We start from the raw sequence: 14,070 nt of genomic DNA, 5'->3' as shown, positions 1-14,070 counted from the left end.
GGTGACATACGTTGCCGGACTCTTTGTGCTGTTGCCATTTTGCGAATCCCCCTGGCAGAAATAGAAAGGTTTCACTTGCTGTTAGCTTTTACTGTGGCCCTGTAAGGATGCCCTATGTCAAAGCGAGGATTGTGGGGCCTCCCAATAATGTGCAGGGGTAACGGCAATGAAGACACGAAAAATTGGCCTGGTTAACTATTTTGCCTACGGTTCTGGCGATTTTTTAGGCGCAGGCACCACGGCATTAACCGCGGCCTGGCTGCTCTATTTCTACACCACGTTCTGTGGTCTGACGCCTATCGAAGCGACCTTTATTTTCGCTACCGCCAGGGTGCTGGATGCCATCGTGAGTCCGTTAATGGGTTTTTTAACCGATAACTTTGGCTCAACCTGGCTCGGTAAACGCTTTGGGCGTCGTAAGTTTTTTATTCTGTTGGGGATCCCTTGTGTCTTTAGTTACTCGCTAATGTGGGTGGGGGATATGGGATTCTGGTACTACCTACTCACCTATCTGATTTTTGACGTGGTTTACACCATGATTCTGGTGCCATACGAAACGCTGGTGCCTGAAATGACCGATGACTTTAAACAGAAAACCAAATTCTCCGGCGCGCGTATTTCGATGGCGCAAATGTCAGCCATTCTGGCCTCATTCTTACCCGGTGTTCTGCTGACGCTGTTTGGCAAAGACAATCCGATGTCTTTTTTCTACGCCAGTCTGGTGTTCTCAGTGCTGTGCGCACTGATGCTGACTTTCGTCTGGTTCTTTACCTGGGAACGCCCGCGGGAAGAGTGGACCCAGGCGGCCCTGCAAGCTGAAGAAGAGAAGAAAAGCCTGACCTTTAGCCAGAGTATGAACCGCTTGCTTGTTGAACTGAGTTCAACGCTACGTATCCGTATCTTTCGCCAACATTTAGGTATGTATCTTGGCGGCTATATTGCGCAGGACGTTTTCAACGCCGTCTTTACTTATTATGTGGTGTTTGTGCTGATGCAGGAAGCATCGATGGCGTCAAATCTGCTGGGTACGATGGCTATTTTCCAGTTTATTGCCGTTATCGCCATGATCCCATTGTGCATCCGTTTCGGACCCGCGCCGTCTTATCGCATGGTGGTGGTCCTGTTTGGCCTCAGTTCACTCTCCTACGCGGGGCTGTATTACGCCGGGCTCAGCGATGTTTATTCTCTGTTACTGCTGGTATCCGCCGTGGCGGGTCTGGGACGTGGCGGCATCAATTACGTTCCCTGGAATATCTACACCTATATCGCCGACGTTGACGAAGTGATTACCGGCCAGCGTCGCGAAGGGATCTTCGCCGGCATTATGACGTTAACACGTAAAGCGTCGCAGGCGGGGGCTGTGATGCTGGTGGGGATTGTTATGCAGTTGTCCGGTTTTGTCTCCGGTCAGGGCATGCAGCCTGCGGCAGTCAGCCATACCATCCTGTTAATTCTGAGCTGCGGCACGCTGATTGTTCTGGCACTGGGCTTCCTGGTTTCCCTGTGCTTTAAACTGAACCTGCAAACACACAGTACCCTGCGTGAAGAGACGGCAAAAATGCGTGAGTCTGGGCGACCTGTGCTGGAAGGACTTTCCACGAAAGGACGCGCCACCGTAGAGATGCTGTCGGGCATGCCATATGAATCACTTTGGGGTAACAACAATATTGGTTACCTGAATCGTAATAAACCCGCGGCTCCGAAGCTGGAAAAGGGTGCCGCATTGAATTCGACATTGACAGAGGTTAAGTAAATGATTGTTTACCCGGTTAAACACAGCCCATTGTTGCGTCAGCCAGAACATTTTATTGCCAGGGATGAATTAAAAGCGTTGATCAAAAAGGTGACGCATAACCTGGTCAATATTCATGATGAGACCGGCGAGTTCTTGTTACGCCTGGATGACGGGCGTGTTATCGATACCAAGGGCTGGGCGGGATGGGAGTGGACGCACGGCGTCGGCTTGTACGGAATGTATCAGTATTATCAACAAACCGGCGATGCAACGATGCGCGATATCATCGACAGCTGGTTTGCCGATCGCTTTGCTGAAGGCGCAACAACCAAAAACGTTAACACCATGGCGCCGTTTTTAACGCTGGCGTATCGCTATGAAGAGACGCGTAATCCCGTGTATCTGCCGTGGCTCGACAGTTGGGCTGAGTGGGCAATGCATGATATGCCGCGCACTGATTTCGGCGGTATGCAACACATTACGCTGGCGGAAGAAAATCATCAGCAGATGTGGGATGACACGTTGATGATGACGGTTTTACCGCTGGCGAAGATTGGCAAGTTGCTTAACCGTCCCGAGTATATTGAAGAGGCAACCTATCAGTTCCTGCTGCACGTACAAAACCTGATGGATAAAGAAACGGGGTTGTGGTTCCACGGCTGGAACTATGAAGGGCAGCATAACTTCGCCAACGCGCGTTGGGCGCGTGGCAACAGCTGGTTAACTATAGTTATTCCGGACTTCCTTGAGTTACTTGATTTGCCGGAAAACAATGCCGTGCATCGCTATCTGGTGCAGGTTCTGAATGCGCAAATCGCGGCGCTGGCGAAGTGCCAGGATGAAAGCGGACTGTGGCACACCTTGCTGGACGACCCGCAGTCGTATCTGGAAGCATCGGCTACCGCCGGATTTGCTTATGGGATCCTCAAGGCGGTACGTAAACGCTATGTCGGACAAGACTATGCAGCAGTAGCCGAAAAAGCCATCAGAGGCATTGTGCAACATATTTCACCGGAAGGTGAATTGCTGCATACCTCGTTTGGGACCGGAATGGGTCACAATCTCGATTTCTACCGCAACATCCCGCGGACCTCCATGCCTTACGGACAGGCGATGGCGATGCTGTGCCTTACCGAATACTTGCGTAAGTATTTTTGATATCGGCGTCCGATAGTGCCGCTGCTATCGGACCTGCTTGTTCAGTTGTCTCTGTTGGTGCAATGTTGTCCTGCTGATCAAACAGATGATCCATTATTTGACGCATGACCGGCGCGGCGGTGACGCCATCGCTGCCGCCGTTTTCGAGAATTAACGCCACAGCGACTTTCGGGTTCTTATACGGCGCAAACGCGGTATAGAACACGTGGTCGCGCAGGCGTATCGGGATCATTTTCGCATTGTAGGTCTGATTTTCTTTCAGGCTAAAGACCTGTGATGTGCCGCTTTTTGCGGCAATGCCATAAGGCGCGGTGTGAAAGAACTTATACCCCGTGCCGTTTGGTTCATTCGCCATGCCGAACATCGCCTGACGCACCAATCCCCAATAGGGTGATGAAGCAGAAGCAATTTGTGTGGGTGCTTCGGGAGCCTGATACGGCGTGATGGCTTTTCCACTTTCTTCATCAAGGAGCAGGTGAGGGGCGATAACCTTGCCGTTGTTAATCAGTGCGACCATGGCTTTTACCATCTGGATAGGCGTGGCAATCCAGTAGCCCTGACCGATACCAACCGAAATGGTATCTCCCTGATACCAGGCTTTTTTATGCACTTTCTGTTTCCATTCGCGACTCGGGAGCAGGCCGTTATACTCCTCATCAAGATCGATGCCGGTCGGTTTGCCATAGCCAAACTGGCTGAGCATGCTGTTAATCCGGTCAATTCCCATCATATACGCCACCTGGTAAAAGAACGTGTCGGCAGACTCTTCAATCGCTTTGGTGACATCCAACATACCGTGGCCGGTTTTTTTCCAGTCCCGGTAATGTCGATCGGTGCCAGGGAGGGTCCAGGTGGGCGCACCGAAGAAGCTGGTCTGCGGCGTAATCACGCCGTCCAGTAACGCTGACATCGCCATATACGGTTTAACCGTAGAGGCGGGAGGATACAATCCCTGGGTGACGCGGTTGATCAATGGCAGGTCTTTATCCTGAAGCAGCTTGTTGTAGTCCTGATAACTGATGCCTTTGACAAACGGGTTGGGGTCATAGCTGGGATTTGAGACCATTGCCAGCACGGAGCCGTCGTGCGGATCTTCAACCAAAACCGCGGCCCGCTGGCCCGCTAACAGGCTCTCAATGTATTGCTGCAAGTGCAGGTCCAGCGTCAGATGGATATCTTTTCCGGCAACGGGTGGCACATCTTTGATCTGACGCACGATGCGTCCGTGGTTATCAACTTCCACCTCCTGATAACCGGTTTTCCCATGCAGTTCATTTTCGTAATAATGCTCGATACCCTGTTTCCCGATGTTGTGATCGGCGGCGTAATTCTCTGCCAGACCTTTTTTATCCAGCGTTTTCAGATCGCTATCATTGATTTTTGAAACATAGCCAAGGACATGTGCCAGCGCCGCGCCATAAGGGTACTGGCGGTCTTCATAGCTGTTGATATTGACGCCGCTGAAACGAAACTGGTTAACCGAAAAACGGGCGATTTCCACATCGGTCAGCGCATTTTTTAGCACGACCGGGCGATAGCGGCTGCTGGTTTTCAATTCATGGCGAAACTGGTCAATATCGTCAGGGGTGAGATCAACGATGGGCGTGAGTTGCTCAATCAAGGCATTCATATCGCTGATTTTGTAAGGTGTAACGGAAATGTCATACCAGGTGACGTTACGCACCAGCGGGATGCCGTTGCGATCGTAAATCATGCCACGCGTTGGGGCCACGGGGAGCATTTTGATGTCGTTTGCGTTCGACCGGGTGGTGTAATACTGATGCTGACAGATTTGTAAGTTGTAGAGATTGTAAATCAGGATGCCAAAGCAGATGACCACCAGGCCAAAGGCTACCAATACACGCCGCTGGAAGAGTTTTTCTTCCGCCTCAAAATCTCTGAATGTCATTGAACCGTACCCGATTAATTCGCCGCCTAATAATACGGAGGCATAACCGGGATGACAGGCAAAAAATGTTCCATCTCTCTACGGAAATGTGTCATTCCTTGTGAGTTGTTACAGATAGCCCTTTACGGAAATAAAAAAGGCCTGAGTCCGACATCCGAACTCAGGCCTGATTTTTTTAGCACACTTACATACGTTCTACGGTTTCGATACCCAGTGTATCCAGACCCAGCTTCAGCGTTTTCGCCGTCAGCTGTGCCAGTTTCAGGCGGCTGTTACGAATTTCTTCGTTTTCAGCGCTAAGGATAGGGCAGTGCTCATAGAAACCGGAGAACAGACCGGCAACGTCGTACAGGTAAGCACACATCACGTGCGGTGTACCTTCACGTGCAACAACGGTCAGCGTTTCTTCAAACTGCAGCAGACGCGCAGCCAACTGAGCCTCGCGATCTTCGTTGATAATCACCTGCGCATTTGCCAGCGCGCTTTCGTCGATATCCGCTTTACGGAATACGGACAGTACGCGGGTGTAAGCATACTGCATGTACGGTGCGGTATTGCCTTCGAATGCCAGCATGTTGTCCCAGTCGAAGATGTAGTCGGTGGTACGGTTTTTCGACAGATCCGCATATTTCACCGCGCCGATACCGACCGCATTCGCCAGTTTTTCCAGCTCGTCGGCAGGCATGTCCGGGTTCTTCTCTGCCACCAGACGACGTGCGCGCTCCAGCGCTTCATCCAGCAGATCGGCCAGTTTTACCGTGCCGCCCGCACGTGTTTTGAACGGTTTACCATCTTTACCCAGCATCATACCGAACATGTGGTGTTCCAGCGGTACGGAGTCCGGCACATAACCTGCTTTACGCACGATGGTCCAGGCCTGCATTAAGTGTTGATGCTGACGGGAGTCGATGTAATACAGTACGCGATCGGCATGCAGCGTTTCATAACGATACTTGGCGCAGGCGATGTCGGTCGTGGTGTAGAGATAGCCGCCATCTTTCTTTTGAATGATAACGCCCATCGGTTCGCCTTCCTTGTTCTTATACTCATCAAGGAATACGACGGTAGCGCCTTCGCTTTCAACAGCCAGACCTTTCGCTTTGAGATCGGCCACAATGCCAGGCAACATCGGGTTGTACAGACTTTCACCCATGACGTCGTCACGGGTCAGGGTAACGTTAAGGCGATCGTAGGTTAACTGGTTTTGTGACATGGTAATGTCGACCAGTTTGCGCCACATTTCACGGAAGTACTCGTCGCCGCCTTGCAGCTTCACAACATAGCTACGGGCGCGTTCTGCGAAGGCTTCATCTTCGTCGTAATGTTTTTTCGCATCACGGTAGAAACCTTCCAGATCAGCCAGCGCCATCTCTCCGGCATTTTCCTGCTGCTGTTTTTCCAGCCACGCGATAAGCATACCGAATTGAGTGCCCCAGTCGCCGACGTGGTTAGCGCGGATAACATTGTGACCAAGGAACTCTAGCGTACGCACGGCAGCGTCACCGATGATGGTGGAACGCAGGTGACCAACGTGCATTTCTTTCGCGACGTTAGGTGCGGAGTAGTCAACCACAACGGTTTGTTTAGCCGGTTGGGTGACGCCCAGGCGATCGGAGGTCAGCGCCTGCTGAACGTGCTGCGCCAGAAATGCCGGATCGAGAAAAATGTTAATAAAGCCCGGGCCCGCAATTTCTACTTTGCTGGCGATCCCGTTGAGATCCAGATGAGTCAGCACCTGCTCAGCCAGTTGTCGCGGCGCCATACCCAGTTTTTTTGCGACAGCCATCATGCCGTTAGCCTGATAGTCGCCGAACTGTACTTTTGCTGACTGACGAACCTGTGGTTCGCAATCTGCAGGCGCGCCTGCAGCAATCATGGCCTGACTGACTTTTTCTGAGAGAAGAGCCTGAATATTCACCGGAATACCTTACATTTATGAAGCGGCTTAAAATTGACCGCACCAGTTTAAGAATTAAGGGCGGGAGTATACTGCAAATGCCCGTTGCCGTCAGCATTGCGAGCACCGCCAGCAGCCTGAAATATAAACATTGTAACTACGTATAATTATTCATATCGCGCTTAAGAAAATCAGCAGTTGGTTGGGGCTGCGCAACAGGGTAAATTAGCCGCTTTGAACATGGATATGAGCTTTAATTATGGCGAACTGGCAAACAGTTGCAGAACTGCATGATATTTCCGCAGATTTACCGCATTTCATTCAGGCGTTAACGGATCTTTCCACTCGCCTTGGGCTGGATGTCTCATCGCTTGAAGCCGATCACATTTCTCTGCGCTGTCATCAAAATACCACCGCAGAGCGCTGGCGTCGTGGTTTTGAGCAGTGCGGCGAACTATTGTCAGAAAATATCATTAATGGCCGACCTATTTGTTTGTTCAAACTCAATGAGCCCGTCTGTGTGCAACACTGGCAATTTAGCATCGTAGAACTGCCATGGCCGGGCGAAAAACGCTATCCGCATGAAGGCTGGGAGCATGTTGAAATAGTTCTGCCGGGCGACGTGGAGACGTTGAATGCGCGAGCGCTGGCGCTGCTTTCAGATTCTGGACTAAGCCAGCCGGGCATATTTGTAAAAACAAGTTCGCCAAAAGGCGAGCGCGAGCGTTTACCAAACCCTACGCTGGCGGTCAGCGACGGCAGCGTGACGATAAAATTTCATCCGTGGTCGATTGAAGCGATTGTGGCCAGCGAACGTCAGGAGTGAGTATGGCTTTACTGGAAATCTGCTGTTACAGCATGGAGTGCGCGCGTACGGCGCAACAAAATGGCGCGGATCGTATTGAGCTTTGTTCAGCGCCGAAAGAGGGGGGCTTAACGCCGTCGCTGGGCGTCTTGCGTTCTGTTCGCCAGCATATTTCGATTCCCGTCAATCTCATTATTCGCCCGCGTGGAGGCGACTTTTGTTACACCGACGGTGAATTTGCTGCAATGCTGGATGATATTGCGATGGTGAGGGAACTCGGGTTCTCAGGGGTGGTAACCGGCATTTTAGATGCGGATGGCGATGTTGATATGCCGCGCATGGAGAAAATAATGATCGCTGCCGGTCCGTTGCACGTCACTTTTCATCGGGCCTTTGATATGTGTGCTAACCCACTCAATGCGCTAAAAAAATTAGCTGATTTGGGCGTCGCCAGAGTGCTGACTTCAGGGCAAAAATCAGATGCGGCGCAAGGTTTAACAAAAATAATGGAACTTATTGCGCAGGCAGGTGCTCCAATCATTATGGCCGGAGCGGGGGTTCGCGCCTCGAATTTGTCCCTGTTCCTTAATGCCGGAGTGCAGGAAGTTCACAGTTCTGCCGGAGTATGGCAGGCTTCACCCATGCGTTATCGCAATACGGGGTTGTCGATGTCTTCGGATTCGCAGGCGGATGAGTATTCTCGCTATGCGGTAGACGGGGTGGCGGTTGCGGAAATGAAAGCGATCATTGCACACCATCAGGCCAGCTGATTTTTACCGTTGCATCATGTCGCCCAATATGATGCTTGCTCGTACCAGGCCCCTGCAATTTCAACAGGGGCCTTTTTTTCTCCTTCATATTTCAAGCCGCAGCGACGTTGGTCGCCTTGCTGCAACTTGAACTATTTTGGATAAATGGTGCTATACGTAACGGTCATCTGGCAAAAAGTGACTACGGCTTACGTGCAATCAATACCGCACGTAGTGGAGCAGGGTAGCCTTCCACCGTTTTGCTGTGGTCGTTCGGGTCGAGGAAATCGGCCAGCGATTCGGTTATCATCCATTCGGTGCGGCGCTGTTCTTCGGTAGTGGTCACACATACGTCGGCAATACGCACATCAACAAACCCGCATTTCTCCAGCCAGTTTTTTAGCGCCAGCGCAGACGGAATAAAGTAAACGTTACGCATCTGGGCGTAGCGATCGCCTGGCACCAGTACGGTATTTTCGTCGCCTTCAACCACCAGCGTTTCCAGTACCAGTTCGCCATCTTTAACCAATTGATCCTTCAACTGCCAGAGATGTTCCAACGGTGAGCGGCGGTGGTAAAGCACTCCCATGGAGAATACGGTATCAAAGGCGTTGAGTGCCGGAAGCTGTTCAATACCCAGCGGCAGCAGATGCGCGCGCTGATCATTGCCCAGCAGTTTACGCACTGCCTCAAACTGGCACAGGAACAACTGGGTCGGATCGATACCGACCGCCAGATGTGCGCCCGCGCCAATCATGCGCCACATGTGATAGCCACTGCCGCAACCGACATCAAGAATGGTGCGTCCGGTGAGGTCAGACAAGTGCGGCAGAACGCGATCCCACTTCCAGTCTGAGCGCCACTCGGTATCAATATTGACGCCGTACAATGAGTACGGCCCTTTACGCCATGGCATCAGGTTACGCATCAGGGTGTCGATACGTTTGAGCTGACCGTCGCTGAGCGGCTCTTCGCTTTCTGCGGTGACGCTATGCAGTAAATCCAGACGATACGGCTTCAGTTCGGGCAGAAACTCTACCGCGTTCGACCACTGCTTAAACAAGCCGTGTTGATCGCGCTGCCAGGTCGCGATTTGCGCTGGCAGCGTTTCCAGCCAATGAGAAAGATGATTTTTGGCAATCAGCTGATAAAAGTTACCAAAGTCGATCATGCGCTAGCCTCATCTTTCAATGCCACCAGAGAACCAAAGTTAAAGCACTGGAACCACAATTCACTGTGTTCAAAACCAGCCTGATGCAGACGCGCTTTGTGCGTTTCGACAGAGTCGGTCAGCATCACGTTCTCCAGCATGCTGCGCTTCTGGCTGATTTCCAGTTCGCTATAGCCATTTGCTCGTTTGAAGTCGTGGTGCATGTTGAACAGCAACTCGCCTACGTTCGCGTCTTCGAAGCTGAATTTTTCAGATAGCACCAGCGCGCCGCCGGGATTCAGCCCCTGATAAATCTTATCCAACAATGCCTGGCGCTCGGGTGGCTCAAGGAATTGCAGGGTAAAATTCAGCACCACCATCGAGGCGTTTTCGATAGTAATGTTGCGAATATCGCCTTCGACAACCTCAACCGGAGTCGGTGCTTTATAAGCATCAATGTGACGACGACAGCGTTCAACCATAGCCGGAGAGTTGTCGACAGCAATAATTTTGCAATTCTCGTGATGAATATTGCGACGCACCGAGAGCGTCGCCGCGCCCAGAGAGCAGCCAAGATCGTAGACCTGCGTGTTGGGTTGTACGAAACGTTCGGCCAGCATGCCAATCATAGAAATGATGTTGGAGTAGCCGGGAACGGAACGCTGGATCATATCCGGGAAGACTTCAGCTACCCGTTCATCAAAGGTCCAGTCACCCAGACTGGCGATAGGCGCAGAAAAAAGCGTGTCGCGGTGAGACATAACGTAAAAATCCGGGAAAAATAAAGTGGCGTATTGTGCGCTAATGCAGGGAGAAAACCAACTCCCAGGGCATATACCAAAGATTCGCCAGCACCATTAGCAACAGCGAACACCAGGTTGCGCTCATGCCTGAACGTCGCCAGCGGAAAAGCCGGTGGTGGAATCCGTAATAATGCATCAGTCGTCCGGCAATCAACATCAGCCCGCAAATATGCACCATCCACGTCTCTGCGCCGTTCATTTCCATAAATAACAGCAGCACCAGTGCAATGGGAATATATTCCACCGCATTACCGTGAATGCGGATAGCGCTTTGTAGTTCGCTAAAACCTCCGTCGCCGTAAGCAACACGGTATTGCATACGCAGGCGAACGACGTCAAAAGAGAACTTTATTAACAATAACGCACCCAATACGGCATAAAGCGCGCTTACCATACAAACTCCCTTTTAAAATGGCTGATGGCCTTGACTATGATAGGTGGCATTGTCAGAAAAGAGAAGATTGCTGTGGAATAGAAGGTGCTGATCCGATCTCTGGCAGGGCGCTGTGTAAATCTGCCCATAGCGTATCGACAAGCTGCGGGGCCTGCGCGATATCCGGCGTATGTAGAAACAGATACGGCGTTGAGGTTTGCTGCCATAGCGACAGCTTGGTCAGCCAGACGGCGAAAAGTGCGCTGTTTTGTGCCATATCATCGCTGCCGATAAAACGTACCATCGGATGGTTTGCCGTCACCACCGCATGCACCGGAACCTTTGGTTTCTTACGCTGAGCGTCACGTATCGCTTCAGTATGCGGGATTGCGGCATGCACCGGACGGCTGTCCAGAATCACCCGGTTTACCCCGCGCTCGTGTAAACCACGATTGAATAGCTGCTCTGCTTCGCCTTTGGCAAAGAATTCAGGATGGCGAACTTCTACACCGTAGGTAAATGATTTAGGGAGCACATCGAGAAACTGCCATAAGGCAGGCAAGTCGCGTGGGCCAAAAGTCGCGGGTAATTGCAGCCAGTATTGTCCAATGCGTGATTCCAGCGGCGACATGCGCGCGAAAAATTCCTGCACCAGGTTATCGCAATTACGCAGCGCAGCCTGATGCGAAATGGTGGCCGGAAACTTAAAACAAAATCGAAACGCATCGGTGGTCTGTGCATGCCAGCGCGCAACAATCTCGGCTTTTGGCAGTGCGTACAGCGTGGTGTTGCCCTCCACACAGTTAAAATGGCGGGCATATTCTTCCAGACTGGTGATCCCCAGACGCACCCACTTTGGGTGCGACCATTGGGGTAAACCGATATAAATCATAGCGCGTGCAGGATCTCGTCCACGCTGCGTACGCGGGCAATGCGCGGGAATATGTGCGTCATGCTGCCCTGATGTTGCTCAGCGCTGGCGGCGCTACAGGCGTTTTCTGCAACGATCAGATTAAAACCCAGCTCCCATGCATTTCGCGCCGTGGACTCCACGCCAATATTAGTGGATATACCGCACAGGACGATGGTATCGATACCCCGGCGACGCAGTTGTAATTCCAGATCGGTGCCATAGAACGCACCCCATTGGCGTTTGGTTACTTCAAGGTCGCTGGCACATTTCCCCAGAGCAGTCGGGTAATCCCACCAGTTTTCAGGTAATGCTTTGGCCGGAGTCTGAGCATCAACCGGTTGTTTCAGCGCTTCGGCATAATTGTCAGACCAGCCGACGCGCACCATCACAACCGGGGAACCATGGGCACGGAATTTTTCCGCCAACTGCGCAGCGCGGGCAACCACATCATTTGCCGAGTGTGGGCCGCCAGCGAAAGGTAGGATCCCTTCCTGTAGATCGATAACGACAAGGGCGGTTGTTTTTGCGTTCAGTTCCAGCATGCTTACTCCAGTAAAAAAGAATTCCGTTACACCTTAATCGCGAATCAGTGTGAAAGGGGCGACAATTTTTGTTATTTTTTGTGAGATTACGCAATGCCCGTCCAGGAAACAGGCGTACAGTCAGTACCGGACTTATCGTGCGGCAGAATTTCCAGTATAATAGCCGCCTTTTTTCATTCAGTTGTGACATTCAGCTAAAGCTGCGACTTCGTCATCTGCGAGACAGGTGACAATCTGCCTGCGGCAAAGTTAAGGGATATCTCATGCGTACAGAATATTGCGGACAGCTACGTCTGTCCCACGAGGGGCAGCAGGTGACTCTGTGTGGTTGGGTCAACCGTCGTCGTGATCTTGGTAGCCTGATCTTTATCGATATGCGCGACCGCGAAGGTATCGTGCAGGTATTTTTCGATCCGGACCGTGCGGACGCGTTAAAGCTGGCCTCCGAACTGCGTAATGAGTTCTGCATCCAGGTTACGGGCACCGTGCGTGCGCGTGATGCGAAAAACGTCAACGCTGATATGGCGACGGGCGAAATTGAAGTGCTGGCTTCCGATCTGACCATCATTAACCGTTCAGATTCGCTGCCGCTGGACTCTAACCACGTAAATACCGAAGAAGCGCGACTGAAGTATCGCTACCTGGATCTGCGTCGTCCTGAAATGGCGCAGCGCCTGAAAACGCGCGCCAAAATCACCAGTCTGGTACGTCGTTTTATGGACGACCACGGCTTCCTCGACATCGAAACGCCAATGCTGACCAAAGCGACGCCGGAAGGTGCGCGCGATTACCTGGTTCCTTCTCGCGTACACAAAGGTAAGTTCTACGCGCTGCCGCAGTCTCCTCAACTGTTTAAACAGCTGCTGATGATGTCTGGTTTTGACCGCTATTATCAGATCGTAAAATGCTTCCGTGATGAAGACTTACGTGCTGACCGTCAACCTGAATTTACCCAGATCGACGTTGAGACGTCCTTCATGACCGCACCGCAAGTGCGTGAAGTGATGGAAGCGCTGGTACGTAACCTGTGGCTGGAAGTGAAAGGTGTGGATCTGGGTGATTTCCCGATCATGACCTTCGCCGAAGCTGAGCGTCGTTACGGCTCTGATAAACCAGACTTGCGTAACCCGATGGAGCTGGTTGACGTTGCCGATCTGGTGAAAGGCGTTGAGTTCGCCGTATTCTCTGGTCCGGCGAACGATCCGAAAGGCCGTGTGGCTGCCCTGCGCGTACCGGGCGGCGCGAGCTTAAGCCGTAAGCAGATCGACGATTACGGTAACTTTATTAAGATTTACGGCGCGAAAGGTCTGGCTTACATCAAAGTCACCGAGCGTGCGAAAGGCCTGGAAGGTATCACCAGCCCGGTTGCCAAGTTCCTGAACGCAGAAATCGTGGAAGCGATTCTGGAACGTACCGCTGCGCAAGACGGCGACATGATCTTCTTCGGTGCTGACAACAAGAAAGTGGTTGCCGACGCGATGGGCGCACTTCGTCTGAAACTGGGTAAAGACCTGAACCTGACCGACGAATCCAAATGGGCGCCGCTGTGGGTTATCGACTTCCCAATGTTTGAAGACGATGGTGAAGGTGGTCTGACCGCAATGCACCACCCGTTCACCGCACCAAAAGATATGACTGCCGCCGAGCTGAAAGCTGCGCCGGAAGATGCAGTCGCCAACGCCTATGATATGGTCATCAACGGCTATGAAGTGGGTGGTGGTTCCGTGCGTATCCACAATGGTGATATGCAGCAGACCGTATTCGGTATTCTGGGCATTAACGAGCAAGAGCAGCGCGAGAAGTTCGGCTTCCTGCTGGATGCGCTAAAATACGGTACACCGCCGCATGCAGGCCTGGCGTTTGGTCTGGATCGCCTGACGATGCTGCTGACCGGTACCGACAATATTCGTGATGTTATTGCGTTCCCGAAAACCACGGCTGCAGCGTGTCTGATGACTGAAGCGCCAAGCTTTGCCAACGAAGCTGCACTGGCGGAACTGAGCATTCAGGTTGTTAAGAAGGCCGAGAATAACTGA

At 52.0% G+C, this 14,070-nt stretch carries 12 protein-coding genes; 5 read left to right on the top strand and 7 right to left on the bottom strand.

Annotated elements, in window-relative coordinates:
• The first annotated feature begins 166 nt into the window (after positions 1 to 166).
• Both On2M_RS17500 and On2M_RS17495 read left to right on the top strand, forming a co-directional pair.
• On the top strand, positions 167 to 1,753 hold the full coding sequence (locus On2M_RS17500) for an MFS transporter (RefSeq protein ID WP_210905217.1): 1,587 nt from the start codon (positions 167 to 169) through the stop codon (positions 1,751 to 1,753).
• Entirely contained in the window at positions 1,754 to 2,893 is a 1,140-nt protein-coding gene (locus On2M_RS17495; protein WP_210905216.1) for a glycoside hydrolase family 105 protein, read from the top strand.
• Here On2M_RS17495 and mrdA read toward each other — a convergent pair.
• Complete coding sequence (mrdA, locus tag On2M_RS17490; protein ID WP_210905215.1) at positions 2,865 to 4,802, bottom strand: penicillin-binding protein 2; 1,938 nt, start codon at positions 4,800 to 4,802, stop codon at positions 2,865 to 2,867. The two genes, On2M_RS17495 and mrdA, sit on opposite strands and share 29 nt — an antisense overlap.
• A gap of 184 nt (positions 4,803 to 4,986) precedes the next feature.
• Entirely contained in the window at positions 4,987 to 6,720 is a 1,734-nt protein-coding gene (argS, locus tag On2M_RS17485; protein ID WP_101742217.1) for an arginine--tRNA ligase, read from the bottom strand.
• A 238-nt stretch (positions 6,721 to 6,958) separates the two neighbouring features.
• On the opposite strand from argS, the gene On2M_RS17480 reads away from it, so the two are divergent.
• The gene (locus On2M_RS17480) at positions 6,959 to 7,525 is read left to right on the top strand and encodes a VOC family protein (protein WP_151225615.1); all 567 of its coding nucleotides are present in this window, start codon (positions 6,959 to 6,961) and stop codon (positions 7,523 to 7,525) included.
• 2 nt (positions 7,526 to 7,527) lie between these two features.
• Complete coding sequence (gene cutC / locus On2M_RS17475) at positions 7,528 to 8,274, top strand: copper homeostasis protein CutC (protein ID WP_210905214.1); 747 nt, start codon at positions 7,528 to 7,530, stop codon at positions 8,272 to 8,274.
• Between the two features lie 181 nt (positions 8,275 to 8,455).
• Here cutC and cmoB read toward each other — a convergent pair whose 3' ends face one another.
• Genes cmoB through On2M_RS17450 form a run of 5 tightly spaced genes read right to left on the bottom strand, consistent with a single transcriptional unit; the run spans position 8,456 to position 12,034 of the window.
• Positions 8,456 to 9,424: a tRNA 5-methoxyuridine(34)/uridine 5-oxyacetic acid(34) synthase CmoB gene (gene cmoB / locus On2M_RS17470; protein WP_151225614.1), complete on the bottom strand. Its 969-nt coding sequence runs from the start codon at positions 9,422 to 9,424 to the stop codon at positions 8,456 to 8,458.
• A complete protein-coding gene (gene cmoA / locus On2M_RS17465) occupies positions 9,421 to 10,164 on the bottom strand; it encodes a carboxy-S-adenosyl-L-methionine synthase CmoA (protein WP_151218854.1) in 744 nt (247 codons plus the stop codon). The genes cmoB and cmoA overlap by 4 nt, the downstream gene beginning before the upstream one ends.
• A 40-nt stretch (positions 10,165 to 10,204) precedes the next feature.
• Positions 10,205 to 10,600: an MAPEG family protein gene (locus On2M_RS17460; RefSeq protein WP_151218853.1), complete on the bottom strand. Its 396-nt coding sequence runs from the start codon at positions 10,598 to 10,600 to the stop codon at positions 10,205 to 10,207.
• A gap of 52 nt (positions 10,601 to 10,652) precedes the next feature.
• Positions 10,653 to 11,471 (bottom strand): DUF72 domain-containing protein, encoded by an 819-nt coding sequence (locus On2M_RS17455; RefSeq protein ID WP_210905213.1) that lies wholly within the window; start codon positions 11,469 to 11,471, stop codon positions 10,653 to 10,655.
• The gene (locus On2M_RS17450) at positions 11,468 to 12,034 is read right to left on the bottom strand and encodes a hydrolase (protein ID WP_187252267.1); all 567 of its coding nucleotides are present in this window, start codon (positions 12,032 to 12,034) and stop codon (positions 11,468 to 11,470) included. The genes On2M_RS17455 and On2M_RS17450 overlap by 4 nt, the downstream gene beginning before the upstream one ends.
• 263 nt (positions 12,035 to 12,297) lie before the next feature.
• Between On2M_RS17450 and aspS the strand changes: the two genes are divergently transcribed.
• Positions 12,298 to 14,070: an aspartate--tRNA ligase gene (gene aspS / locus On2M_RS17445; RefSeq protein ID WP_151219489.1), complete on the top strand. Its 1,773-nt coding sequence runs from the start codon at positions 12,298 to 12,300 to the stop codon at positions 14,068 to 14,070.

Origin of the sequence: Citrobacter sp. On2M, assembly GCF_018035235.1 — a bacterium.
In the GTDB taxonomy this organism is placed as follows: domain Bacteria; phylum Pseudomonadota; class Gammaproteobacteria; order Enterobacterales; family Enterobacteriaceae; genus Citrobacter; species Citrobacter meridianamericanus.
This window is presented reverse-complemented; position numbering and strand designations above follow the sequence as displayed.